Genomic DNA, 25,393 nt, shown 5'->3' on the forward strand with positions numbered 1-25,393 from the left:
AGCTCCCGGCGCCGCCGTCGCCGGGTCAGCCCGCGTTCAGCTCCGTCAGTTCGCCCAGCGGCAGCGTGTGCTGCGTCTGCAGGACCTTCGCGCGCAGATAGCGGACGTTGTGGGCCGTCGTGAAGACACCGGTCGGCACCCGGTCCCGGACGACGACCCCGAGCGAGCGCAACTGCTCCGCCTTGTCGGGGTTGTTGGAGAGCAGGTCCAGCTCGCCGATGCCGAGGGCGCGCAGCATCTGCGCGGCGGCCGTGTAGTCGCGGGCGTCCTCCGGGAGGCCGAGCGCGGCGTTCGCCTCGTAGGTGTCGAGCCCCTGGTCCTGGAGGGCGTAGGCGTCGAGCTTGTTGTACAGGCCGATGCCGCGCCCCTCCTGGCGGAGGTAGAGCAGCACGCCCCCGCGCTCGGCGATCCGCTCGACCGCCTCGCGCAGCTGGGGACCGCAGTCGCAGCGGGCCGAGCCGAAGACGTCGCCGGTCAGGCACTCGGAGTGCAGCCGCACCAGCGGAACCGGACCGGGCTCGCCGAGGACCACGGCCACGTGCTCCTGGCCGTCGGCCAGTCCGTGGAAGGTGACGAGTTCGGCGTCGACGCGGTATCCGTCGTGGAAGTGCAGCGGTACCCGGACGCGGGCGCGCGGCGTGGCGGCGGGGGTGTCGGGCATGCGGGCCTCCGGGTTCGTTCCCTTGGCACCTGCTTCAGATTTGAAGCAGCTACTCCGGTCGGTGACCCTACCCCATGCTTCAAAGTTAAAGCAACGGGTTTGCGGTGCGGCCCGCGACAGGCTCCAGGGCCTACGACGAGGCGGGCGGCCCCGAACAGGGCGACGACCGCCGCCGCCACGGCACGTCCTCCACGGCGGCTCCGGTCTCCTCCCCCTGCAGCCCGCGCGCGATCCCCGTGCAGATCTCCTCCAGCTGCCCCACCTGCTCCGGCGTGAGCCGGTCGAAGAGGGTCGCGCGGACCGTGTCGACATGCCCGGGTGCCGTACGCTCCAGCACGGCCATCCCCTCGTCCGTCAGGACCGCGATACTGCTGCGCCGGTCCCAGCTGCAGTCCTCCCGCCGCACCATCCCGTCCCGCTCCAGCCTGGTCACGGCGTACGTCAGCCTGCTGCGCGTGATCTTCAATTTCTCGGCGAGATCGGTCATGCGCAGGCGGCGGTCCGGCGCCTCGGAGAGGTTGGCCAGCACGGAGTAGAACAGGTGTGGCATGCCGGCCTCCTGCTGGAGCTGCCGGTCGATCGCGTCCTCCAGCAGCTGGGAGGCGGCGATGTAGGCGCGCCAGGCGCGCTGCTCCTCGGGGGTGAGCCAGCGGGTCGTCATGCCGCCAGTGTAGGTTTGTTTCAAACTTGAACCAAGATCGCAGCCCGTGACCGCTCGCCAGGGAGACCGCGCCGATGCCGTACCCGTACGTCCTGCTGTCCGCCGCCGTCTCCCTCGACGGCTTTCTGGACGACACCGGCCCCGACCGGCTCCTGCTGTCCGGCCCGGCCGACTTCGACCGCGTCGACGAGGTGCGTGCCTCGGTCGACGCCATCCTGATCGGCGCCGGCACCATCCGCGCCGACAACCCGCGCCTGCTGGTGAACTCTGCCGAGCGCCGCGCGGCCCGCACCGCCGAGGGCAGGCCCGCGTACCCCCTGAAGATCACCGTCACGGCTACCGGCGACCTCGACCCGGCCGCGAACTTCTGGCACACGGGCGGCGAGAAGCTCGTGTACACGACGGACAAGGGCGCCGAACAGGCCACCCGAGCCCTCGGCCGGACCGCCGACGTGGTCTCCCTCGGCCCCGGCCTCGACTGGCGCGCCCTGCTGGAGCATCTGCACGACGTGCGGGGCGTACGGCGTCTGATGGTCGAGGGCGGCGGCACCGTCCACACCCAGCTCCTCCAGCAGGGCCTCGCCGACGAGCTCCAGCTGGTCCTCGCCCCGCTCTTCGTCGGCGACCCGGCCGCCCCGCGCCTGTTCGGCCCGGGGGCGTACCAGGGCGGCCGCCTCCGCCTCACCGAGGCCCGCAGGATCGAGGACGTCGTCCTGATGCGCTACGAGCCCACCGCCCCCGGCACCGGCCCGGCGCCCGCCGCCGCCGACCGCCACTGGCTGCGCACCGCCTGCGAGCTGGCCGCCCTGTGCCCGCCCTCGCGGACGGCCTTCAGTGTCGGCGCGGTGGTGATCGCCGCCGACGGCACGGAGCTGGCGCGCGGCCACTCGCGGGAGGGCGGCGACCCCGTGGTGCACGCGGAGGAGGCGGCCCTCGCGAAGATCGACCCTGCCGACCCGCGCCTTCCCGGCGCCACCGTCTACAGCAGCCTGGAACCCTGCTCCCGCCGAGCCTCCCGCCCTGCCCCCTGTGCCCAGCTGATCCTGCGGGCGGGCGTACGGCGGGTGGTCACGGCCTGGCGCGAGCCGGACACGTTCGTGACGGCGGCCGACGGGACCGGGGTGCTGGTGGACGCGGGCGTGGCGGCCGTCCTGCTGCCCGAGTACGAGGGTCTGGCGAAGGCGCCGAACGCGCACCTGCTGCCCTGAGCGGCAGCTCACGCAGGCGCGTGTGCTTGGGCGTCCCGCGCATGGCGTACACTGGAGTCACAACGACGCGGGGTGGAGCAGCTCGGTAGCTCGCTGGGCTCATAACCCAGAGGTCGCAGGTTCAAATCCTGTCCCCGCTACTGAAAGCCCAGGGCCGGAATCCAGCACATGGATTCCGGCCCTGAGTGTTTTCCCGGACCTGTGCCACCCGCAGGTCCGGACGCCCGTGTCACCCACAGTGAGCGGACGGGAGCCCTCCGCATAACAGTCGAGTCACCCTCAAAACCGCTGTGACTCCTGAACGTCGGCCAACTCGCCCGTTTTCCGCCGGTCCTGGCACGTACGTCCCGCCTGGAAAACGTTAATGATCAAGCCGAACGGCTTGGAATCTGGCTACCGGGTCTATTAACGTTCGATAACGCAGCGCGGTCGTCCCAGCCGTCACAAGAGACGGCTCCGTGCTCACGAGCCGAATCCCGCAAGGGAACCGGGGAACCACCACCTTGGGGTGAATCGCACGGAAGCCGTCGTGAACCGTTCTGGTTCCACGACCGGTTTACGCGCGTAGGAGACCTTCCTGCTCCGAACCCGTCAGCTAACCCGGTAGGCGGAGGAAGGAAAGGAGCACGCCCGCGTGGCGTCCAACCGGCCTGCCCCAGAAGCCCCGTTCGTGCCGAGTCAGCGCGAGACCGAATCCTTCGGCTACTTCGGCGCTCAGCGCACCGAAGAGGGCCCCTGGGAGGAATGGAACCCCACCGAGGAGTCCATACGGCCGGTGCGCGGCCGGCATCGCGTCGCCAAGCAGCGCGGCGGCGGACTCGCCCGCAGCTCCACGGTCCTCGGCGTCGGCGTCATAGCCGCCGTCGGCGCGGGCGGCATGGCCAGCGCCAACACCGGCAAGCCGCCGCTGTCCATCTCCATGCCCGACCTGCCCTCGGTAGGTCACCTGTTCGACGACTCCTCCGACGCGCCCAAGGCCGACGCGGCCTCGCTGAGCAATGTCGGTACGACCTCCGCGGACAGCGACCAGAGCGATTCCGACGCGGGCGAGGCCCTGCGCAACCGGATCATGGCCCAGGCCGAGCAGCAGCAGAGCAAGGCCGACGGCAAGGTCACCGCCGCCGCCGTCGCCGCCGCCGAGAAGCAGACCGCCGACGCGGCCGCCCAGGCGGAGAAGGAAGCCGCCGCCAAGGCCGCCACTGCCAAGGCCGAGGCCGAGGCCGACGCCAAGAAGGCGGCCGCCGAGGCCAAGAAGAAGGCCGAGGCGGAGCGCCTGGCAGAGCTGGCCAAGCAGTACACGCTGCCGACCTCGTCGTACACGATCACCTCGACCTTCGGCCAGGCCGGTTCGATGTGGTCCTCCGGCTACCACACCGGCCTCGACTTCGCCGCGCCCACCGGCACGCTCATCAAGGCCGTCCACAGCGGCAAGATCACCGAGGCGGGCTGGGCCGGCTCCTACGGCTACCGGACCATCCTGACCCTGGACGACGGTACCGAGCTGTGGTTCTGCCACCAGTCCTCGATCAACGTCTCCGTCGGCCAGGAGGTCAGCACCGGCGACGTCATCGGCCGTGTCGGCGCCACCGGCAACGTCACCGGCCCGCACCTCCACCTGGAGGTCCACCCGGGCGGCCAGTCCACCGGCATCGACCCGATGGCGTGGCTGCGCGGCAAGGGCCTCACCCCCTGAGCGGCCGCTGACCCGCTCCTGACCGACCCCTCATCCGGTCCCCGGCAGCCCCGACGACAACCCCCCGACGTCAGGGCTGCCGGTCGTTCTCGCACACCGTTCGCGGAAACCGCACTGACCGCGGGCCCTCCGCAACCGGCCCGGCTACGACCGATACGGGTTGTACGCGGGATACGGCACCGTCGGATACCCGTACGCGGTCCAGTACGGCGTAGGCATCGGCGCCCCGTACAACGGCCGAGCCGGCGCGGCCGTCCTCGCCGCGTGATCGAGCGCCGGCCGGGCCACGTCCCGCCGCCGCCACAGCTCGGCCAGCAACTCCCGCTCCCGTACGACGAAGTCGGCCCCGGCCCGCCCTCGCTGCCCCCGGTGCCGCAGGAACGCAAGCGAGGTGGCGTACGCCTCGTACTCCGCCACCGCCCGCGCCGCGGGCCGCCCCCCGAAGTGCTGCCGGGCGTGGTCGCGGGCCGTCCGCCGCGCCCGCATCGACCCGAGCACGAACGGCTCGGCCGGCGTCAGCCATCCCGCGTACACATACGCCGGCAGCTCCTCCCGCACGGTCCGCAGCTCGCGCTGCCGCGTCCAGATCGCCAGCCAGGTCAGCAGGCCGAACGCCGGCACCATGAAGGCGCCGTAGACGGCGAAGAACCCGAACGCGCCGAAGGTGGAGGAGCCGTTCCAGAAGGCATGCATGCTCATCGCCAGCAGCAGCCCGCCGAGCGGGACCAGGGCGCGACGGGCGCGCTGCCGTTCCGGAAAGAGAGCGGCGAAACCGAAGCCGATGCCCGTGAGCACGGTGAACAGAGGGTGCGCGAAGGGGGACATCACGATGCGCACGAAGAAGGTGGCGGCGGTGACGGAGGCGATGCCGCGATCGCCGGTCAGCTGGTCGGTCCCGAAGGCCGTGCCCAGGTAGAGGATGTTCTCGGTGAACGCGAACCCGGTGGCGGTGACCCCGGCTATCACGACACCGTCGACGATCCCGGTGAAGTCCCGTCTGCGGAAGAGAAAGACCAGCAGGACGGCCGCGGCCTTGGCGGATTCCTCCACGATGGGCGCGATCACGGTCGCGCCGAGGGTGTCGGCACCGGCGGGGTCGGCGGTCGACGTGGCTATCCACTTCGTCGCGAAACTGTTGGCGACGATGGCGATCAGCGCCGCCGCACAGGCACCCCAGGCGAACGCGAAGACCAGGTTGCGCCAGGGGCCCGGCTCCACCCGGTCCAGCCACCGGAAGGCGGCTATGAGCCAGGGCACGGGCAGGACGGCGAGCCCCAGCCCGACCAGGAAGCCCTCCGTACCCGTCTGCCGGCGCACCAGCGCGAGGATCACCAGACCGGACAGCGCCAGCAGCGTGATCAGCGCCCCGTAGCGCACCCACCGACGCTGCCACCAGTGCGGATGCGCTCCGCTTCCGGGGCCGGGGGTGTAGGTCGGGTACGGAGGACTGCTGGCCACGGCATCGACCCTAACGGTGACCGGACGCTATTGGTCCTGATGCGGTACGCGACGAAAGAGCAGATCGTTCACCACATGTCCTTTGTCCAGTCCCTGCCCCTCGAAACGGGTCAGCGGGCGGAACTCGGGACGCGGCGCGAAACCGCCGTCGGCCTGGGTGTTCTCGAAGTCCGGATGCACGGTGAGCACCTCGAGCATCTGCTCGGCGTACGGCTCCCAGTCGGTCGCGCAGTGCACGATCGCCCCCGGCTTCAGCCGGGTCGCGGCCAGCGTCAGGAACTCGGGCTGGATCAGCCGGCGCTTGTGATGCCGCTTCTTGGGCCAGGGATCCGGGAAGTACACCCGCAGCCCGTCGAGCGCGTCGGGCCGGAGCATCTCCCGCAGCAGGATGATCGCGTCCCCGTTCCCCACCCGGACGTTGGAGAGTCCGTTCTCGTCGGCGAGATTGAGCAGGTTGCCCTGCCCCGGCGTGTGCACGTCGACGGCGAGGATGTTGGTGTCCGGATGCCCGGCCGCCATCTGCGCGGTGGCCTCGCCCATCCCGAACCCGATCTCCAGCACGACCGGATTGGCGTTCCCGAACAGCTCGCCGAGATCCATCACCCGCTGCCCGTCGATGTCCAGCCCCCACTTGGGCCACAGCCGCTGCAGCGCATCGGCCTGCCCGGCCGTCACCCGGCTCCGCCGCGGCTGGAAGCTGCGGATCCGCCGCTCGAAGTGCGACCCGGCGGGATCAGGCTTGGGCCCATCCGGAAACCGCGGCTCCCCCTTGGCCCGGCTGTGCCGCACGGACACACCGGGAGCATGCGGGGACTGCGGCTCGGCGGGACCGGACCGGGGGGCTTCGGGAGCATTCAGCGAGTCAGACACAGTGAGACCGATTTTACGGCGCCCTCCGGCCCTGCCGGATCGAGGTGGGTCGGCGGCTTCTCGGCCTGCCGGGTCGTGGCGGGTCGGCGGCTTCTCGGCCTGCCGGGTCACCTCACAGCGCCCCGAGCATGTCCAACGCCCGCCGGCCGACCTCCCTGCCGATGGGCAGGGAAGCAGTGGCCGCGGGAGACGGCGCGTTCAGCACATGCACGGCCCGAGCGCCCTCGCGAATGAGGAAGTCGTCCACCAGCGTCCCGTCCCGCAGGACCGCCTGCGCCCGCACCCCGGCAGGGGCCCGCACCAGATCGTCCTCCTCCACCACCGGCAACAGTCTGCGCACCGCTTCCAGAAACGCCCCCTTGGACAGCGACCGCCGCAGCTCCCCCGCCCCGTACCGCCAGTGCCGCCGAGCGATCACCCACGACCCCGGCCACGCCACCGTGCCGGCCAGCTCCCGGGGCCGCACGACCCCCCACCCGTATCCCTCCCGGGCCAGCGCGGGCACCGCGTTGGGCCCGACGTGCACGCCTCCGTCGATCCCGCGCGTCAGATGCACCCCGAGAAACGGGAACGCCGGATCCGGCACCGGATACACGAGCCCCCGCACCAGCTCGGGCCGCGCCAGCTCGTAGTACTCCCCCCGGAAGGGCACGATCCGCACCCCGGGCTCGTCCCCGGTCAGCCGCGCCACCTCGTCGCAGTACAGCCCGGCGCAGTTCACCAGCACCCGCCCGCGTACGACGTCCCCGCCCGCGGTCAGCACGGCCACACCCCGCTCCGGGCGCCGGTCCACCCGGACCACCCGTGCCCCGTACCGGATCTCCGCCCCCGAGCCGTGCGCCAGCTGCCGGGCGACGCCCACGAAGTCGCACACACCGGTCGTGCCGACGTGTATGGCGGCCAGCCCGCGCACCTCGGGCTCGTACTCGCCGATCTGTGCGGCGCCCAGCTCCCGCACCGGGATCCCGTTCTCCCGGCCGCGCTGCACGAGCGCGTGCAGGCGCGGCAGCTCCTCCCGCTCGGTGGCGACGATCAGCTTCCCGGTGACGGCGTGCGCGATGCCGTACTCGGCGCAGAACTTCACCATCTCGGCCGCGCCCCGCGCCGCGTACCGAGCCTTGAGCGAGCCCGGACGGTAGTAGATCCCGCTGTGGATGACCCCGCTGTTGCGCCCCGTCTGGTGCCGGGCCGGCCCCGGCTCCTTCTCCAGCACGGTCACCCGCGTGCCCGGCGCGGCCCGCGTGATCGCATACGCCGTGGACAGCCCGACGATCCCACCACCGATCACGAGCACATCACAGTCGTACACACCCGCCCGCACCTGCACCACCTCCCACCTCGATAGTGCACTGCGCCACTGACAGAGCCTTCAAACGCAGGGGGTGTTCCGTGTGCCTACGCCGGAGCCATGAGCAGGGGCCGGGCCCGCTCCCGCAACTCCACCACCCGAGGTTCGTCCCCGTACGGCTCCAGCCGGTGCAGAAGATCCTTCACGTATTCGGTGGTCCGGGCGGAGGAGATCCGCCCCGCCACCTCCACGGCCCGCACCCCCTGCTCGCACGCCGCGTCCAGATTCCCCGACTCCAGTTCGGCGACGGCGGACACCACCAGCCGCAGCCCGTGCGACCGCACGAACTCCTCCGTCGGCTTCGACAGGGCCTGCTCGGTGAACCGCCGCACCTGCCGCGGCGCCTTCAGATCGCGATAGCACTCCGCGGCATCGGCGGCGAAGCGGTCGTATCCATAGAAACCAAGCCAAGAAGGATCGTTGTCACCGTCCCTGGACCGCTCGAGCCAGCCCTCTGCCGCCTTCAGCGCCGTGCCCGCCGCCTGCGCATCACCTGCGCGCGCGTGTGCCCGCGCCTCGACCAGCCGGAAGAAACTCATCGTGCGCGCGGTCGCCAGCCCCCGGTTGCGCTCCAGGGCGGCCTGCGCCAGATCGACGCCCTCGTCGCCGAAGCCCCGGTACGTCGCCTGCAACGACATGGAGGCCAGCACATAGCCCCCCAGCGGGACGTCCGCGGCCGCGCGCGCGAGCCGCAGCGCCTGGATGTAGTAGCGCTGGGCCGCTTCCTGCTGGCCGGTGTCGAAGGCCATCCAGCCGGCCAGCCGGGTGAGTTCGGCGGAGGCCCCGAACAGGGCCCGGCCGACCTCGTCGGAGTAGCAGCCGAGCAGCAGCGGTGCCGCCTCCACCCTTAAGCACTCCGGCACCATGGACGAACGCCAGTCGCCGCCTCCGTACTTGGAGTCCCAGCGCCTGGCGTCCTCGGCTGCCTCGCGCAGCTTCTGCACATCGCTGTGGCCGACTTTGATCGGTGCGCCGGAGCCCTCGGCTGAGTTCGCTTCCCGCGCGACCGAGCTGTCGGCGGGGGTTATCAGCCATCGTGAGGCAGGCGTTGCGTATGCGCTCACTGCGAACGAGCCGGCGAGCGACTGCCAGATGCCTCCGGCGCCGGCCCGGCGCCCGGCCAGGTCGAGCCGGTACAGCTCGGTGGCCGACTTCACCGCCTGCCCCACGTCTCTGGGGAAGGCGAGGCCCACTTCGGGGGCGGGATCCGCGTCCGCCAGGCCGATCTCGTGGAGCGGCACCGGGCGGCCGAGCTTCTGCCCTATGGCGGCCGCGATGAGGTGCGGCGCCGCTCCCTGCGGCACCATCCCCTTCGACACCCAGCGCGCCACCGAGGTCTTGTCGTAGCGAAGAGTCAACCCGCGTTGAGCGCCAAGATCGTTGACGCGTCGCGCGAGGCCTGCGTTGCTGATTCCCGCGAGGGCGAGAACGGCGCCGAGTTTTTCGTTCGGCCCGCGTTGCTCCCTGGACATGCGCCACCCCTCGACACAGACGGCTGCCGCGCTGGCATAACCGTGCGGCATTCGTAAACCCAGCGTAGTTCGCCGCATCCCAAGCGTTAAGGGGCATTGTTCCGGTTGGCGGGATTGTGGTCCGTACGCGAGTGCGGCCCTGTACGCACCGTGCACAGGCTGTCGCGACGTGCCCCCGCCCGTGTGGCCGTGCGCCCGTGCGTGCGCTCTTCTCCGGCCATCGGGGGAGCGGTTCCATGGCTGATGCGTGGGTCGGCCCGCTGTACTGGATCCAGTGGGCTGGGGGACACCGCCACCTTCATCCCCGCGGGTGGCGGACCGGTCCGGGAGGCGATGCCCGCCTCCCGGACTGTGCGCGTGCCCGTGCCGCCGGGCGCTCCGCAGGCCTGTACGGAGCGTGCTCAATTTCGATGGGCCGCCGACGATTTGGCTGAAAATCGACCCCTGCTCCTGCGGTCGATTACTGCTCCCACCACGGGAGTTGAGGGCGCGAAGGGCGTTTTCGGGGCGCGTATCGGGGGCGCATTCACATCGCACCCCACCTCGGGATCTCCGCCCACCCGCCGTGGGGCGTACGGCCGTTCACCCGTCCTCCGCTTGCCCGCCGTCCCCCCTGGTGCGCGGACTCCCCTCGGCATTCCCCGAGTTTCCCTCGATCGAAGGCGGCGTCGGCGCCCCTCCCCGGCGCGTTCTTCATGGCAGCATGGGGAACCGTTCGTGCGGTGCACTGGTTGTCCACAGCCTGTGGAGGCGTCGATGCGGTGGTTGGTGGGTTGGAGCAGCACCGCCACGGGCGCAGCCGGAATCGGTTCCGCGGGCGCCACCGGCTACGACGGCGAGACCCTGCACCCGGTCGGATCCCACCTCCTGTGGGGCGACCCCGATCCCCTGTGGGCCGTGGGTGACTGGCGCCCGGACGAGGTGCGCGTGGTGAAGGCCGACGCGCAGAACCGCATCGCCGTCCTCGGCACCTGCGGCGCCACCGACGAGGAACTGCGCCGCGGACTGTTCACCGCGCGCGGGGGCGCACTGCGCCATCTGACCACCTGGCCCGGCAGCTACACGGCCGTCGTCCAGGTGGGCCGCCGGATCACCGTCTGCGGCGACCTCGCGGGCGCCCGCCCGGTCTTCCACACCCCCTGGGCGGGCGGTACGGCCTACGCCACGGCCGCGCTGCCGCTCGCCGATCTCATCGAGGCCAACCTCGACTTCGGCCACCTGGCGGCCCTGCTCGCCGCCCCCGAAGTGCCGGCCGCACTGCGCGACACCACCCCGTACGACGGCGTGCGGCGCATTCCGCCGGGGCATGCGCTCGTCCTGCGTGCCGGGGCGCGCGAGATCGTCGGGTACGAGCCGGTCGCCTCCCTCGCCGTGGCCGCACCCCCGGCCGACCCCGACCGTGCGATGGACGCCGTACGGGACGCGCTCATCGAGGCGGTACGCGCGCGGTTGTCGGCGCCGCGGCACGTGCCCGACCTCGACCCCGGTCCGGTGCCGGGCATGGGTCCCGCGGAGCGGCGGGCCGCACGCGGCATGCCGGTGCCGGGGATCGGCGCCGACCTGTCCGGCGGACCGGCCTCCGGCACGCTGGCGCTGCTGGCCGCCGGACTGCCGGGCAGACCGGGCACGCTGCTCGGCCACGGCACGGGCGCGGGGGAGCGGCTGCTCGCCGTCACCTTCAACGACCTGGCCGTCGGCGGCCGCGAGTCCGAAGTGGAGCGCGCGGGAACCCTTGCGGCCAACCCGCGCCTGCACCACGTGGTGGTCACCGGCGGCGAGGAGACCTTGCCGTACGCCGACCTCGACGGCCCCCTCACCGACGAGCCGGGCCCCTCCCTGGTCACCGCGGCCCGCCACCGCGCCCGCCTCGCCGCAGGCAGCGCCGACCACTTCACCGGCCACGGCGCCCGCCAGGTCCTGGACGCCCACCCCGCCCGGCTCGCGGACCTCCTCATGGACCGCAAGCGGCGCCACCTGGTCCGGCCCGTCGCGGCGCTCGCCCGCGCCGACGGCTCGGTGATGGTCCCCGCGCGCGTGTACGGCGCGGCCCGGCGGCTGGCCCGTACCCCGTACCGGGCCGGCCTCGAACTGCTCGCCGAGCGGCTGATCCGGCACCGCTTCGACGAGCCCAAGGGCGCGGTGGGCGCATCCCTCGCCGCGCTGACCTGGGCGAGACCGGGGCCGGCGGCGCGCTGGCTGACGGGAGAGGCACTGGCTGAAGTATCGGTTCTGCTCCAGAGCGAGGCGGAACGCTCGTCCATGGGCTCCGCCCAGCGCCCCGGCGAGTTCCGCGCACGAGCGGTCCTGGCCCGCTACGCGGCCGACCTGCGCGTCCTGGAACAGGCTGCCGAGATCCGCTCCCAACGCCTGCACGCGCCCTTCCTCGACAACCAGGTCGTCCGCGCCTGCCGCGCCCTCCCCGAGGCCCTCCGCGTCCAGCCCGGAGCCCGCTCCGCCGTCCTGCGTACGGTCCTGGAGGGCGCCGGCGTCACCAACCTCCCGCCAGGCTGGGGTGCCCCCTCCCACGCCTCCTCCGCGGTGGCCGCGCGCGCGGGCCTGCGGGTTGCCGCGGACTCCCTGGTGGACCTGTTCTCCACACCTGTCCTGGCCGAGGCGGGTCTGGTCGAGGCCCGAGTGGTCCGCAAGGCCCTGCGCGCCGCGGCGGCCGGCGAACCCCTCCCCCTGGACGGCCTCGCCGAGCTGGTCTCCCTCGAACTCTGGCTCCGCCGCCTCCTCTCCCGCCGAGGCACCTGCTGGACAGGCACCCCCGCCCGAGCCCGCGCGGTCCCCTCCGGAATCACGCCCAGAAGAAGCGCCTTGGCTTCGGGGGCCTGAGAAGTCCTACCGCCGGAGCAGCGGTCACGCTTGCCGCACCCGACCGCGCGCACGCGTGCTGCCGTAGCGGCGGGCGGTCCTGCGGCTGGGGTGGTGTCCACCCGGCAGCGGTGGTCGTCCTCGCGTGTCCGCGCCCGGTGCCGGTCCGCCGTTCTTGCGCAGCGGCGCGCGGTCGTGCCACCGCAGCCGGCCGCGCGGCCGCATCCGACCACGGGCACGCTTGCTGCCGCAGCTGCGGGCCGTCGTGCCGCTGGGGCGGCACGGGTGGGCGCGGCGACACCCCGCGAGCGCGGGTAGGCGACCCCCGGCCGGTGGCGACTCCGGTACGAATCAATCGCACGGTTCCGAACACCACGTCGTCGCCCTGGTCGCCCCGCACCCACAGGCCCCCGTCGCCGAAACACCGTGGCCCAACCCGGCACCCCCCGCGACAATGACCAGGTGCGGTACAGAATCCTGGGCGTAACCCGAGCGACGGACGACCAGGGCACCCCCCTGCCCATCGGCGGCCCCCGCCTCCGCACCCTCCTCACCGCCCTGGCCCTGCGCCCCGGCCGCACCACCACGCCCGAAACCCTGATCGACGAGGTCTGGGCGGACACTCCGCCGAGGGACGCCCCCGCCGCCCTCCAGGCCCTCGTCGCCCGCCTCCGCCGCACCCTCGGCAGACACACCGTCGCCTCCACCCAGGGCGGCTACCGCCTGGAAGCGACCGAGGACGACGTGGACCTGCACGTCTTCGAACGCCTCACCCACACCGGCACCAAGGCCCTCGCCGCAGGCGACCACGCCACCGCCCACCGCACCCTCACCGACGCCCTCGCCCTGTGGCACGGCCCCGCCCTGGCCGACCTCCCCGACCGCACCGCGGCCACCCGCCCCGAGGCCCTGCGCCTGGAGGCGACCCGTGCCCGCGCCGCCGCCGCCCTCGACCTGGGCCGCGCCCCGGACGTCGTACCGGAACTGACGGAACTGACCACCGCCCACCCGTACGACGAACCCCTGCACGCCCTCCTCATCCGCGCCCTGCGTGACACCGGCCGCCCCGCCGACGCCCTCGCCGCGTACGAGTCAGCCCGCCGCACCCTGGCCGACACCCTCGGCACCGACCCCGGCCCGGAACTGAAGGCCCTGCACGCGTCGTTGCTGAAGCAGGCGCCGCCCGCGGCAGCCCCGGCGCCCACCCGCCCCCCGGAGCGGACGGGCAACCTCCGTCCCCGCCTGACCTCCTTCGTCGGCCGGGAACCCGAACTCGAAGCCATTCGTTCCGACTTGCACAGGGCCCGCCTGGTCACCCTCACCGGACCGGGCGGCTCAGGAAAGACCCGCCTCGCCGAGGAGGCCGCCGCAGGGCTGTCCCGGGCGTGGCTGGTCGAGCTGGCCCCGCTCGACCGGCCGGAGGCGGTGCCCGGCGCGGTGATCAGCGCGCTCGGTCTGCGCGAGACCGTGCTCCTGGCCAACGACCTGGCGTCGCCACAGGCCGACCCCACGGCCCAGCTCATCGAGTACTGCGCCCCCCGCAGCCAACTCCTGATCCTCGACAACTGCGAACACGTCATCGGCGCGGCCGCGGCCCTCGCCGAGACCCTCCTCACCCACTGCCCCGGGCTCACGATCCTCGCCACCAGCCGTGAACCCCTGGGAGTCCCCGGTGAGTCGGTGCGCCCGGTCGAACCCCTCGTCCCCGAGCAGGCGCACCGCCTCTTCGCGGAGCGCGCGCAGGCCGTCCGTCCCGACGCCGACGCGGGGCTCCGCGACACCGAAGCCGTGGCGGAGATCTGCCGCCGCCTGGACGGGCTGCCGCTCGCCATCGAGCTGGCCGCGGCCCGGCTCAGGCTGCTGACCCCGAGGCAGATCGCCGACCGGCTGGACGACCGTTTCCGCCTGCTCACCTCCGGAAGCCGCACGGTCCTGCCCCGCCAGCAGACCCTGCGCGCGGTGGTCGACTGGTCCTGGGAGCTGCTCGACGAGCGGGAGCGGACGACGCTGCGCGAGGTGTCGGTGTTCGCCGGCGGCTGGGATCTCGCGGCGGCCGAGTCCGTGTGCACCGGCCCGGCGGCGCACCTGATCGGCGCCCTGGTCGACAAGTCCCTCGTCGTGGCCGCACCGGACGGCTCCGGCGGCATGCGCTACCGCATGCTGGAGACCATCCACGAGTACGCCGCCGAGCGCGCGGCCGAGGCCCCCGACCTGCGCGCGGGGGCCGAACGACGCCACCGCGCGTGGGCCCGCGCACTGGTCGTACAGGCCGAGCCCCGGCTGCGCTCGGCGGCCCAACTGCCCTGGATCGGCCGCCTGGAGAGCGAACTCGACAACATCCGCGCGGCCCTGGACCGCGCGCTGCGCGCCGGCGACGAGGCGGAGGCGGGCGCGATCGTCCTGGCGATCGGCTGGTTCTGGTGGCTGCGCAACTACCGCCAGGAGGCCGTGGAGTGGGTACGGCTGGTGCTGCGCCTGGGCGTCGCAAGGGACGCTCTGCCCGAGGGCGCGGGGCAGGCCGGCCTCGTCCCGCTGACGGAGTCCGCCGACCCGATCGGGGCCTTCCTCGCCGCCCCCGACGCCGAGGCGGGCCACCCGCTGCGGGAGCTGCGCATGGACCTGCGGATGCTCGACCTGTTCCTGACCTCCGAGTCGAGCATGGTGAGCCTCGCGGCCGACGAGCGCGCTCCGCAGTACATCGCGCGGGTACGCGCCGCCTACGAGCACGGCGGTCCGCAGGCCGCCCGAATGCCCGGCATCGTCTGGCCGCTGACCGCCTACTACCTGGGCAGCCCGGCCGACGTGGGACCCGCCATGGCCACGGCGGTCGCCAACTGCCGCAGACACGGCGGGGACTGGGAGGTCGGCGTCTCCCTGATGTACCGCACCCACATGACCGTCGACTCGCCCGGCAACCTGCGGGGCGTGGACGAGGACCTGGCGGAGCTGCGGTTGCTCAGCCGGCGTGTGGGGGACCGCTGGATGCGGGCGCAGGTGTGCAGCGCGGCCGGCGAGGCGGCCATGGCACGCGGCAGGTTCGACGTGGCCCGCGGTGAGTACGAGGAGGCACTCCGGCTCGCCTACGAGGTGGGGGCCTACGCCGAGTCGCCGTTCCTCATGGCGCGGCTCGGTGAGATCGCCTACCGCTCCGGGGACCGCGCCGGCGCCCTCGCCGCCCTGGACGAGGCCGGCACGGCCGCCGACCGGTACGGGGTGGCCGAGTCCCGGGCGTTCGTCCTGCTGATGCGGGCCCACATCGCCGTGAACGACGGAGACCTGGCCCACGCCCGGGAGCTGTTCGAGAGCACCCGCGCCGTCTCGGGCGGCGGCACCCCGCCCCCGCAGTTCACGGCTGCCCTGCGCGCGGTCGAGGCCCTGATCACGGCCGGGGAGTCCGGTCCCGGGAACGCCCTGCCGATCGTGGCCGAGGCGCTGCGCGAGGCGGTGGAGCGGCGCTGTGCCGAGTCGATCACGGCGGCGCTGGTGGACATCGGGGCCTTCCTGCTGGCCCGGCTCGGTGACCTGCCGGGGGCGGTCCGGCTGTTCGCCGCCGCCGGCCACTGGCGCGCCGGCCACCCGAGCCCCGAGCCGGAGAGGACCCGGGCCGAACGGATCGACGCAGAAGCCCGCGCGGCACTGCCCCCGGACCGATACGCGGCCGAGCGGGCCCGGGGCGCGGCCCTGGCCGCGGACGACGTCCTGCGCGAGCTGGAGGCGACGGCCACCGCCCCCGGACCGTGACCCCCGCTATCGGCAGGTGAACCTGGAATCGGCCCAGTCGGCCGGCGTCGCCGGGTCGATGACATTGCTGTGCGGTTCCACGACGAGCCGTACGGTCCGGTGCCCCGTCAGATCGACATGGACGGGCACGGCCGCGTCCCGGCCCTTGACCGTCCCGGACCGCCACAGCCGGACCCCGTCGGCGTAGACGGAGAAGGAGACCTTTCCGAGCCCGAGGGTCATGTCGTCCACGCCGGCCAGGGCGTCGTAGGCGGTGCACCGGCGGTTGAGGTCGATCGTGACGGAGGACCGGCCGTGCACGGTGACACCGCGCGCGTACTGCTTTCCGCCGATCGACATTCCGTACCGCTGCCATACCCAGCTGCTCTCGCGCAGCCGCATCTCGGGCCGGGTGCCGTCGCCGCTGACGTCGTAGCGCAGGTCGCTCCATGCGTAGACGACGGGAGCCGGCGGCGGAGTGGGGGTGGGAGTCGGGGTCGGGGTGGGCCTGGGCCTCGGAGCCGGGGTGGGTGCCGGGGGCGGGGGCGGGGTCGGCTTCGGGGTGGGTGTGGGTGTGGGCCGCGGGGAGGGAGTCGGTGTCGGGGTCGGGGCCGGCTCGGGGGCCAGCACGACCGGCACCGGTGCGGGCTTCTTCCTGGTGGGCTCCGGTGCGGGTGCTGCCGGCGGCTGCGGCTCCTGGACGGCCGGTGCGGACGGCGCCGGCTTGGCCACTTCCTTGGCCGGGTGGCTGTCGTTCGCCAGGGCCAGGGCGACCGCGGCGGCGGCCACCGCGACCACACCGGCCGCGATCCCGGCCTTCAGCGGCGCCCCGAGCCCCTCCGAGGCCGCCGCGCCACCACCAGCGCCCGTTCCTCCTGAGGACCCGCCGGTCGCGGCGGCGGCGCCCGCGGCGCCCACCCCCGCTCCGCCGGCGATGATCCCGAGCGCCTTCGCATACCCGGCGGCCCCGAACCAGCCGATGACCGCGACCGGCACAACGGCGGGGATCCCGCCGGCGACTTCCTCGATCTGCGCGGCCGCCAATCGGCACTTGGCGCACTCGTCGAGGTGCTTGCGCAGGCCGCGTTCGGCGCGGATGCGCAGCTTGCGGCGGGCGTAGGTGCCGAGTTGATCGGCGTAGCGGGCGCACTCCTCGTCCCCGGCGAGGGAGGCGCTGACGTGAGCCTGCAGATAGGCCTGCTTCAGCCCCTCGCGGGCGCGGCTCGCCAGCACCCGGGTGCCGTTGGCGTCCAAGCCGAACAGGACGGCCACCTCGCTCGGCGACTCGTCCTCCACCTCGGTGTGCCACAGCACGGCCTGCCAGCGCTCGGGCAGCGAGCGGAAGGCCCGCAAGGCCATGGACTGCTCGGCCTCGTGCAGGGCGCGCACATCGGCGCCCAGATCCAGGCCCGTTCCGAAGGAGCCGGCGGATGCGGTGTCGGACGCCTCGGACCCGCGCGAGGCCTGTTGGGCGAACGCGGCGAAGTCGTCCACGAGCTGCTCGCGCCGGGCCGACTTGGTCCAGTGCGCGGCAACACGCCGCACCGACGTCAGCAGATAGGCACGCATGGCGTGTTCGGGTCCCGACCCGCCGCGCACCGCCTGCAGCATGCGGGCGAAGACCTCTGCGGTGAGGTCGTCAGCGGTGTGGCCGTCACGGCAGCAGGTACGCGCATACCGGCGCACGGCGTCCGCGTGCCGACGGTAGAGCTCCTCGTAGGCGGAGTCGTCGCCCGCGCGCATCCGCTCGATCAACTCACCGTCGCCTGGAGGCATCTCCCGAGGCGGTGGCAGCACACTGCCACCGCGCTGAGCAGGCACACTCTCGTCGCCGGGGCTCGCAGTCGGGGGCACCCCGGCCCGCCCGCCCTGACTCGGCACCTGCGGCGAGGTCAGCCCTTTGGCCTCGGAGTCACCGTCACCGCGTGACTCGTCCCACCCGTCAACGCCCATCGCGCAAAGCCCCCGACACCGGCCCAGCCCAACCCGTCACCGGCTCAGGGTGCCACATTGTCTTTCGTTCAAGTACCGCCCGTACGCCCATCCACTCATCCGAGCGCACTTGTCACAGCAGTACCGAACACCAACCGAACGAAGCAGACTCAGGGTGCCCGACGGGCACCGGGCCGAACACCCCCAACACCACTCGGGTCCCACAGGAACCACGAGCACGGCCCTCGGACATCCCCCTGCATTGCGCCGCGGGGCGCCTGGGCCTGGTGATGCGGTGGCCGCCGACGGCCGACGGTGTTTGGTGCCGGCCGGGGTCACCCACATCGGTTCGCGACATCCGCGGCCCTGTGATGTGGTGGCCGCCGTCGCTGGTTGGCCCCCGAAGGGGCCACCCGCACCACTTCGCGATGTCCGCCCGGCAATCAGCTGCACAGCGTCCGGGCCCCGCGATCCCGCAGCCGCCGACGGCGTTCAGACCTCGCAGGGCCTTGAAGGGCCTCAGGGGCCACCCGCACCCGACCGCGACAGACGCACGGGTGGTGCGGGTGGAAACACAATCCCGCCGAAGGAGAAGCCGAGGCGAAAGCCGCCCCCCTACGCCGGCCGCGACCGAAGCCCCTCCAGCAGGATGTCCAGCAGCCGCGTGGACGCCGCAGCCTGCTGCGCCGCATCCGGCAGCGACGGCGCCGCCGTAGCGATCACCAGCAGCACGTCCGCCACGGACACATCCGCCCGCAGCTCCCCGGCGGCCCGCGCCCGGTCCACCAACTGCCCCACCACTTCGAGCAGCGCACCGACCCCGCCGTCATCCCCGATCCCGGACGAGTCCGGCACCAGCCGCAGCTCACCCGAACCCGGCTGAGACCGCTGCTGAGGCACCCGAGCTTCCTCGGCCGAAGCCGAAGCCGAAGCCGAAGCCGAAACCACCGAGGCCGAAGCCGAACCGGCCGAGCCGTCAGACCCGGCGGAGCCCTCCTCCACGACCCCCACCCGCAGCACCTGCGGCGGCAGCAACCGCCCCGCCCCCGACGCCACGGAGGTCCGCAGGAAACGGGACAGCGCCGACCACGGCTCCTCCTCCTGCCCGAGCGCGGCCCGCGCCTGCTCGGTCAGCCGCGCCGTCTCCTCCTCGGCTATCCGCCGCACCAGCACGTCCTTGCTGGGAAAGCGCCGGTAGACCGTTCCGACGCCGACCCGCGCCCGCCGCGCCACGTCCTCCATCGGCGCGCCGTACCCCAGCTCGCCGAACACCTCACGTGCCGCACGCAGCACGTGCTCCAGATTGCGCTGTGCGTCCACCCGCAGCGGCGTCGTACGCGGCCCGTCCGCGTGTCCGTTGCCCGCCGCCGCGCTCACCGCTGCTCCGCCCGTCGCGAGAGCGGCTGCCGATGACCAATGAGTGTCCTGAACATGCATGTGTTCCCCCGGTTAATGACGTCTCCCCCCGGAGACTCTCCCCGCCACTGATTCCGGAGTGCGCGGAACCGGTATCGGTCCACGAGCGGGACCGCCCGTCGCGGACCCGTTCGACTACATTCCCTACACCCCGTCGACACACGAACATAGTTGAGAGGGGGTCAATTCAGAAGGGGCAGGTTCCGCACGGAGCGCCCCCCGATCGGAGTACGGGTCATTTTCGTCCCGATTCATCACTTTCACCCCCTTCTATCCGTCGCCGCTGACCTGCCCCTTTCACCCGGCCCCGACGGTGCGCCCGGCCCAGCGCACACCTGCTCGCCGGTCACACAAATTGCCGGGGCTGTGGACAAACAAGAGCGCCGGGTGCGTCATGGGATGGTGAAGGAACGTGCGCGCATTCTGGTTGTCGGCGGCGGCTACGTCGGGATGTACACGGCCCTGCGTCTGCAGCAGCAGCTGAAGCAGGAGCTCAGGCGGGGCGAGGTCGACATCACTGTCGTCACTCCTGACCCCTACATGACGTACCAGCCGTTCCTTCCCGAGGCGGCCGCCGGTCTGATTTCCCCTCGCCATGTCGTCGTACCGCTGCGTCGCGTCCTGGACCGGTGCCACGTCGTCATCGGCGAGGTCACCTCCCTCGACCACGCGGTGCGCACCGCCGCCGTCACCACGCTCGCCACCGCCGAGGAGGGCCGGGCCGCCGAACTCCTCGGCTACGACGAACTCGTCCTCGCCCCCGGCTCGATCGCCCGCACGCTGCCCATCCCCGGCCTCGCCGAGTACGGCATCGGCTTCAAGACCGTCGAAGAGGCCATCGGCCTGCGCAACCACGTCATCGAGCAGATGGACATCGCCTCCTCCACCCGTGACCCCGCGATCCGCGACGCCGCCCTCACCTTCGTCTTCGTCGGCGGCGGCTACGCGGGAGTCGAGGCACTGGGCGAACTGGAGGACATGGCCCGCTACGCCGCGCGCTACTACCACAACGTCCGCCCCGAGGACATGAGGTGGATCCTCGTGGAGGCCTCCGACCGCATCCTCCCCGAGGTCGGCGAGGAGATGGGCCGCTACACCGTCACCGAGCTGCGCCGCCGCAACATCCAGGTCCTGCTGGACACCCGCCTGGACTCCTGCGCCGACCGCGTCGCCGTCCTCAGCGACGGCCAGCGCTTCCCGACCCGCACGGTCGTGTGGACCGCCGGCGTCAAACCGCACCCGCTGCTCGCCGCCACCGACCTGCCCCTCACCGAGCGCGGCCGCCTGAAGTGCACCGCCGAGCTGACCGTCGACGGCGCCCCGCACGCGTGGGCCGCGGGCGACGCCGCGGCCGTCCCCGACGTCACCGCCGCCGAGCCCGGCACCGAGACCGCACCCAACGCCCAGCACGCGGTCCGCCAGGCCAAGGTCCTCGGTGACAACATCGCTCACGCGCTGCGCGGCGAGCCCCTGGAGACGTACGCGCACAAGTACGTCGGCTCCGTCGCCTCGCTCGGCCTGCACAAGGGCGTCGCCCAGGTCTACGGGCGCAAGCTGAAGGGCTACCCTGCCTGGTTCATGCACCGCGTCTACCACCTCAGCAGGGTGCCTACCTTCAACCGAAAGGCCCGCGTCCTCGCGGAATGGAGCCTGGCCGGACTCTTCAAACGGGAGATCGTCTCGCTCGGTTCGCTCGAACATCCCCGAGCGGAGTTCGAACTCGCGGCCGGTGGAAAGTCTCCTCACAGCCCCTCGGACGACCCGAAGGGGTCGTCCTGACCGGACCCAGGAACTACACGGCCCGCCCCGGCGTCTGACGGATATCGCCGCGGACGGCCACCTGCCAGACTGCCCCACGTCCTTGGACGGGCACCTGCCCGACCTCAGCACCCACGAGGCTTTTCCCACTGTGAACTTCACGCGCTGGAGCGCCCGGCTCCCCGGAACGCAGCGCCGCGCCGCAGCGCGGACCGAGACCGCGGTCTCCCCGGACCGGCGGGGGGAAGGCTCCGTGCCCGCGGCCCGCGCCGAACAGCCGGCCGAGGGGACACCGCCGGTGCCCGCCGTCGACGACCTGCCCACACGAGACGTCCTCGACCGCGTCCCGGCCCTCGTCGCTCTCGTCCACGGCCCCGACCACCGCATCGCCTACGTCAACGACGCCTACACCGCGGCCTTCGGCGTACGCCCCCCGGGCGCACCCGCCCGCGAGGCGCTCCCCGAACTCGCCGAACTGGGCCTGCTCCCGCTCCTCGACCAGGTGCTGCGCAGCGGCAAGCCCCGCACCCTGAAGTCCCGCAAGGCCGTCGACGGCCGCTCCTACACCTTCACCTGCACACCGGTGGCCGAGGACGGCGGTGACGGCGCGGTGCTGGTCTTCGCCACCGACGTCACCGACCACGCCGAGGCCGCCGAGCGCCTGCGCGCCAGCGAGCGCCGCCAGCGCGAGACCGCCGTCACCCTGCAGCGCTCCCTGCTCCCGCAGGAGCTGGAGCACCCCGACGACCTGCGCATCGCCGCCACCTACCAGCCCGGCGGCACGGAGGCCGCGGTGGGCGGCGACTGGTACGACGTGATCACCCTCGGCGGCGGCCGCACGGCCCTCGTGATCGGCGACGTCATGGGCCGGGGCGTCCGCGCGGCAGCCGTGATGGGCCAGCTCCGCACCGCCGTCCGCGCCTACGCCCGCCTCGACCTCCCCCCGCACGAGGTCCTGCAACTCCTCGACGGCCTCGCCACCGAGATCGACGCCAACCAGATCGCCACCTGCGTGTACGCCGTCCACGACCCGAACGAGGGCCGCCTGGTGTACGCCTCCGCCGGACACCTGCCCATCCTGGTCCGCGACGAGAACGGCACGGTTCAGCGCGCCGACGAACCCACCGGTCCACCGCTCGGCACCGGTGGCTGGATGCACGCGTCGGGCTCGATCGCGCTGAGCCCCGGCTCGACTGCGGTTCTCTACACGGACGGCCTGGTCGAACGCCGGGACGAGGACCTGGACGAGGGGATCGCGGCCCTGGAGCGCGCCCTGTCCGGCGCGACCGGCACCCCCCAGGTCGTCTGCGACCGCCTGGTCCGCTCCGCCGGCGTCACCGCCGACCACGACGACGATGTCGCCGTCCTCGTCCTCCAGCACCCCTCGCGTACGGGCCCCGAGGGCGACCTCTTCCGCAACGCGGCGCTGGAACTCCTCGGCGGCGTGGAAGCGGCGCCACGGGCCCGGGCGTTCGCCTCCGGTGTGCTGACCAGCTGGCGCTTCCCCGCCGACCTGCACGATCTGGGCGTCCTGGCCACCAGCGAGCTGGTCGCCAACTCCCTCCAGCACGGCACCCCACCGATGCGGCTACGGCTCCGCCGCACCGACCGCCGCCTGATCATCGAGGTCACCGACGGCGACGATCACCTGCCCCGCCGCCGCCGGGCAGAACCGGGCGACGAATCGGGCAGGGGCATCGCCATCGTGGCGACCATCGCCTCCACCTGGGGGTCGAGAAGGACACCGGGCGGCGGAAAAGCGGTGTGGTGCGAGTTCCTGCTGCCGAGGGGGTAGGCGCCGTAGCGCTGCGGCCCGTCACCGGCTGCGGGCGCGCGGGGGCTGGTCGCGCAGTTCCCCGCGCCCCGGGGCGTTGCGGTGCCCCGGCTCCGGTCCGCGCCGAATCTGCGCGCGGCCCCACCCACCCGCAGCCGGCCGCGAGGGTGCCTCATGCCTCCGCGGCAACCGGCTCCGCGGCCACGCCCCGGGCCACCACCCGGCTCTTCGTGGCGGCCCACGGCTGATCCTGGGCCACGGTGAGACGCCGTCCCAGCCGCAGCGCCAGCACGGTGATCCCCAGCGAGAACAGCAGGAAGGTCACGATGTACGGCGCGTGCAGCGAGGCTCCGAGCGGCCCGCCCACCGCCGGCCCGACGGCCAACGCCAACTGCTTGACCAGCGCAAACGCCGAGTTGTACTGCCCGGCCATCCCCTCCGGGGCCAGATCGGCCACCAGCGGGGCGACCGTCGGCGACAACATCGCCTCACCCAGCCCGAACAGCGCGTACGTCGACACGAACGCAGCGGTCGCCATCTCCTGGCTCCCGTGCCCGAGCCCCGCGTACCCGGCCGCCAGCCAGGCGACAGCCCAGATCAGCCCCACACCGGCGATCACCCGGGACCGACGCCGCCGCTCCACGAACTTCAGCACGGCGAACTGCGCGACGACGATCATCATCGTGTTCGCGGCCAGCGCCGTACCGAGCGCGGAGGTGGATATCCCCGCGGCCTCCACGCCGTACGCGCTCAGCCCCGACTCGAACTGCCCGTAGCAGGCGAAGAACAGCACGAAGCCCAGCACACACAGCTGCACCATCGCCCGGTTCCCGAGCAGCTGCTTCCAGCTGCCCTTCGCCGAACCGCCCGGCGCGTCCGCGATCCGGGGCGAGTGCGGCAGCCGCACCGTCGCCATCACGGCGGCCAGCAGCAGGAACATCGCCGCCTCGATCGCGAACAGCAGCGTGAAGGAGGAGACGCGGGTGGTGTCGACGAGGTGACCACCGATGAGGCCACCGACGCCGAGCCCCAGGTTCTGCAGGAAGAACTGCATCGCGAACGCCCGCGACCGCGTCTCCGCGGTCGAGCAGTCCACGATCATCGTCGCCAGTGCGGGCTGCATCACGGCCTGCCCCGCCCCGAGGGCCGCGGCGGACAGCAGGACGGCAACGGCGCTTCCCGCGAGCCCCAGGCTCAGCGCTCCGAGCGCGGCGGTGACCAGGGCGGCGAGCAGGACCGGCAGAGGGCCGCGCCGCACGATCGCCCGGCCGGCGAACGGCAGCACGATCAGCGCGGCCACGGCGAAGACGGCGAGCACCAGTCCCGCCGTCATGGCACCCAGTCCCCGCACCTGCGCCACATAGACGTACAGGTAGGGGACCGTGAAGCCGAGCCCGAATGCGCTGAGTGCGTTGCCCACGTGGATCCGGCGCATCGCTGCGCCCATCGCCCTGGTCACGTTCACCTCTCTCACTAGTTAGGAGTGAAGACTTCAAAGCTAAAGTTCGAAGCTAAAGAGTACACACCGAAGGACTTCAAAGCAAAGCAACGCCGTGCGATACTGCGGCCATGGCCGAGACCCCCGGCGTCACCGAGCCGACGCTCGAAGAACAGATCGCCGCCTACCAGCGCGAGTTCCAGGACCTCGACCCCCAGGTCGAGAAGATCGTGTCGGCGCTCTCCCGGCTCAACCGCCGTATGAACGTCGCCTACGGCCGGCAGACCTCCGGCCTGGGCATCAGCAACGCCGAGTGGGAGGTCCTCAAGGCGCTGGTCCTCTCCGGCGCCCCGTACCGCATGGGCCCCAGCGACCTCGCCAAGCGGCTCGGTCTCACTCCGGCCGCCATGACGCACCGGATCGACCGCATGGTCGCCGAAGGGCTCGTCACCCGGGAGCGCGACGAGTCCAACCGTGTCCGGGTCATCGTCGAGCTGACCCCCGAGGGCCGTGAGAAGTGGCTGGAGGCGATGCGCCTCGCGACCGTCTTCGAGGAGGACCTGCTCCAGGACCTCACCCCTGCGGAGCGCGGGGTGCTCGGCGAGGTCCTGACCAGGCTCCTGCGCCGTGTGGAGCACGCACAGCCGGACGCCGGCGGCCGGCTCAGCGACCTGGACTGAGCCGCAATAAAAGATCTTGACAGAGGGTGCTTGACACGCCCCTGCTGGATCCGTAAAGTTCTCCGGGTTGCCGCCGAGCCGTAACGGTTCTGCGACAGCAACTCCGCCGCCGCGAGCGGCACCTCAACCACCAGCACGATTTCCCTACAGGGTTGATTTCGGTGTGCCCGAATTCAATTCGAATAGGGGCTCGGCGGCCCGATTGGGAATCGCCGGGCGGATCCGCTAAGGTTTGAGACGTCGGAACGGCCCAACGGCCGGGAAGACAAACCCGCTGACTAGGGGTCAGGCCCGAAAGGATCTGATAGAGTCGGAACCGCCGGAAAGGGAAACGCGAGAGCGGGAACCTGGAAAGCACCGAGGAAATCGGATCGAGAAAAGATCTGATAGAGTCGGAAACACCGAAGGGAAGCCCGGAGGAAAGCCCGAGAGGGTGAGTACAAAGGAAGCGACCGTTCCTTGAGAACTCAACAGCGTGCCAAAAATCAAC

Annotated in this window: 16 protein-coding genes, 1 tRNA gene and 1 riboswitch; of the genes, 8 read left to right on the forward strand and 9 right to left on the reverse strand. The window is 72.4% G+C overall.

Going from position 1 to position 25,393, the window contains the following annotated elements:
- Nucleotides 1–25: 25 nt before the first annotated feature.
- A complete protein-coding gene (gene ribA, locus ACIRU3_RS13140; protein ID WP_404055451.1) occupies nucleotides 26–661 on the reverse strand; it encodes a GTP cyclohydrolase II in 636 nt (211 codons plus the stop codon).
- A 130-nt stretch (nucleotides 662–791) separates the two neighbouring features.
- Complete coding sequence (locus tag ACIRU3_RS13145) at nucleotides 792–1,322, reverse strand: MarR family winged helix-turn-helix transcriptional regulator (RefSeq protein WP_404055453.1); 531 nt, start codon at nucleotides 1,320–1,322, stop codon at nucleotides 792–794.
- A gap of 74 nt (nucleotides 1,323–1,396) precedes the next feature.
- Between ACIRU3_RS13145 and ACIRU3_RS13150 the strand changes: the two genes are divergently transcribed.
- The 3 genes from ACIRU3_RS13150 (at nucleotide 1,397) to ACIRU3_RS13160 (ending at nucleotide 4,223) form a co-directional block, all read left to right on the forward strand.
- Entirely contained in the window at nucleotides 1,397–2,530 is a 1,134-nt protein-coding gene (locus ACIRU3_RS13150; RefSeq protein ID WP_404055455.1) for a dihydrofolate reductase family protein, read from the forward strand.
- Between the two features lie 66 nt (nucleotides 2,531–2,596).
- Nucleotides 2,597–2,670 (forward strand) — tRNA-Met (locus tag ACIRU3_RS13155).
- Nucleotides 2,671–2,987: 317 nt separating this feature from the next.
- Nucleotides 2,988–3,157: riboswitch (cyclic di-AMP (ydaO/yuaA leader) on the forward strand.
- A 7-nt stretch (nucleotides 3,158–3,164) separates the two neighbouring features.
- Entirely contained in the window at nucleotides 3,165–4,223 is a 1,059-nt protein-coding gene (locus ACIRU3_RS13160) for a M23 family metallopeptidase (protein WP_404055457.1), read from the forward strand.
- Nucleotides 4,224–4,367: 144 nt separating this feature from the next.
- On the opposite strand, the gene ACIRU3_RS13165 is transcribed toward ACIRU3_RS13160, so the two are convergent.
- The 4 genes from ACIRU3_RS13165 to ACIRU3_RS13180 form a co-directional block, all read right to left on the reverse strand.
- Nucleotides 4,368–5,681, reverse strand: coding sequence for a PrsW family intramembrane metalloprotease (locus ACIRU3_RS13165; RefSeq protein WP_404055459.1), 1,314 nt, complete (start codon nucleotides 5,679–5,681; stop codon nucleotides 4,368–4,370).
- Nucleotides 5,682–5,708: 27 nt separating this feature from the next.
- On the reverse strand, nucleotides 5,709–6,551 hold the full coding sequence (trmB, locus tag ACIRU3_RS13170) for a tRNA (guanosine(46)-N7)-methyltransferase TrmB (protein ID WP_404055461.1): 843 nt from the start codon (nucleotides 6,549–6,551) through the stop codon (nucleotides 5,709–5,711).
- A gap of 112 nt (nucleotides 6,552–6,663) precedes the next feature.
- Entirely contained in the window at nucleotides 6,664–7,881 is a 1,218-nt protein-coding gene (gene lhgO, locus ACIRU3_RS13175) for an L-2-hydroxyglutarate oxidase (protein ID WP_404055463.1), read from the reverse strand.
- Nucleotides 7,882–7,946: 65 nt separating this feature from the next.
- Entirely contained in the window at nucleotides 7,947–9,371 is a 1,425-nt protein-coding gene (locus ACIRU3_RS13180; protein WP_404055465.1) for an MFS transporter, read from the reverse strand.
- A gap of 756 nt (nucleotides 9,372–10,127) precedes the next feature.
- Between ACIRU3_RS13180 and ACIRU3_RS13185 the strand changes: the two genes are divergently transcribed.
- Nucleotides 10,128–12,206 carry an asparagine synthase-related protein gene (locus tag ACIRU3_RS13185; protein WP_404055467.1) on the forward strand — a complete coding sequence of 693 codons (2,079 nt, stop codon included), beginning with the start codon at nucleotides 10,128–10,130 and terminating at the stop codon, nucleotides 12,204–12,206.
- A gap of 441 nt (nucleotides 12,207–12,647) precedes the next feature.
- Nucleotides 12,648–15,926, forward strand: coding sequence for a BTAD domain-containing putative transcriptional regulator (locus ACIRU3_RS13190; RefSeq protein WP_404055469.1), 3,279 nt, complete (start codon nucleotides 12,648–12,650; stop codon nucleotides 15,924–15,926).
- Nucleotides 15,927–15,932: 6 nt separating this feature from the next.
- On the opposite strand, the gene ACIRU3_RS13195 is transcribed toward ACIRU3_RS13190, so the two are convergent.
- Nucleotides 15,933–17,858, reverse strand: coding sequence for a sigma-70 family RNA polymerase sigma factor (locus ACIRU3_RS13195; protein ID WP_404055471.1), 1,926 nt, complete (start codon nucleotides 17,856–17,858; stop codon nucleotides 15,933–15,935).
- A gap of 594 nt (nucleotides 17,859–18,452) precedes the next feature.
- Nucleotides 18,453–19,274, reverse strand: coding sequence for a TetR/AcrR family transcriptional regulator (locus tag ACIRU3_RS13200; RefSeq protein WP_404055473.1), 822 nt, complete (start codon nucleotides 19,272–19,274; stop codon nucleotides 18,453–18,455).
- Between the two features lie 378 nt (nucleotides 19,275–19,652).
- On the opposite strand from ACIRU3_RS13200, the gene ACIRU3_RS13205 reads away from it, so the two are divergent.
- Together ACIRU3_RS13205 and ACIRU3_RS13210 are read left to right on the forward strand one after the other, a co-directional pair.
- Nucleotides 19,653–21,032 carry an NAD(P)/FAD-dependent oxidoreductase gene (locus ACIRU3_RS13205; RefSeq protein ID WP_404055475.1) on the forward strand — a complete coding sequence of 460 codons (1,380 nt, stop codon included), beginning with the start codon at nucleotides 19,653–19,655 and terminating at the stop codon, nucleotides 21,030–21,032.
- A gap of 130 nt (nucleotides 21,033–21,162) precedes the next feature.
- Complete coding sequence (locus tag ACIRU3_RS13210; protein ID WP_404055477.1) at nucleotides 21,163–22,806, forward strand: SpoIIE family protein phosphatase; 1,644 nt, start codon at nucleotides 21,163–21,165, stop codon at nucleotides 22,804–22,806.
- A gap of 151 nt (nucleotides 22,807–22,957) precedes the next feature.
- Here the strand turns inward: ACIRU3_RS13210 and ACIRU3_RS13215 are convergent, their stop codons facing one another.
- Entirely contained in the window at nucleotides 22,958–24,244 is a 1,287-nt protein-coding gene (locus tag ACIRU3_RS13215) for an MFS transporter (protein WP_404055479.1), read from the reverse strand.
- A 110-nt stretch (nucleotides 24,245–24,354) separates the two neighbouring features.
- Between ACIRU3_RS13215 and ACIRU3_RS13220 the strand changes: the two genes are divergently transcribed.
- The gene (locus tag ACIRU3_RS13220; RefSeq protein ID WP_404055481.1) at nucleotides 24,355–24,903 is read left to right on the forward strand and encodes a MarR family winged helix-turn-helix transcriptional regulator; all 549 of its coding nucleotides are present in this window, start codon (nucleotides 24,355–24,357) and stop codon (nucleotides 24,901–24,903) included.
- Nucleotides 24,904–25,393: the final 490 nt, after the last annotated feature.

The organism is Streptomyces sp. NPDC101151, assembly GCF_044768335.1.
In the GTDB taxonomy this organism is placed as follows: domain Bacteria; phylum Actinomycetota; class Actinomycetes; order Streptomycetales; family Streptomycetaceae; genus Streptomyces.

Excerpts from the sequence above, each read along its gene's own strand:
- ribA (WP_404055451.1), bottom strand. The coding sequence starts at position 661 with ATGCCCGACACCCCCGCCGCCACGCCGCGCGCCCGCGTCCGGGTACCG.
- ACIRU3_RS13145 (WP_404055453.1), bottom strand. The coding sequence starts at position 1,322 with ATGACGACCCGCTGGCTCACCCCCGAGGAGCAGCGCGCCTGGCGCGCC.
- ACIRU3_RS13150 (WP_404055455.1), top strand. The coding sequence starts at position 1,397 with ATGCCGTACCCGTACGTCCTGCTGTCCGCCGCCGTCTCCCTCGACGGC.
- ACIRU3_RS13180 (WP_404055465.1), bottom strand. The coding sequence starts at position 9,371 with ATGTCCAGGGAGCAACGCGGGCCGAACGAAAAACTCGGCGCCGTTCTC.
- ACIRU3_RS13185 (WP_404055467.1), top strand. The coding sequence starts at position 10,128 with ATGCGGTGGTTGGTGGGTTGGAGCAGCACCGCCACGGGCGCAGCCGGA.
- ACIRU3_RS13195 (WP_404055471.1), bottom strand. The coding sequence starts at position 17,858 with ATGGGCGTTGACGGGTGGGACGAGTCACGCGGTGACGGTGACTCCGAG.
- ACIRU3_RS13200 (WP_404055473.1), bottom strand. The coding sequence starts at position 19,274 with ATGCATGTTCAGGACACTCATTGGTCATCGGCAGCCGCTCTCGCGACG.
- ACIRU3_RS13205 (WP_404055475.1), top strand. The coding sequence starts at position 19,653 with ATGGTGAAGGAACGTGCGCGCATTCTGGTTGTCGGCGGCGGCTACGTC.
- ACIRU3_RS13220 (WP_404055481.1), top strand. The coding sequence starts at position 24,355 with ATGGCCGAGACCCCCGGCGTCACCGAGCCGACGCTCGAAGAACAGATC.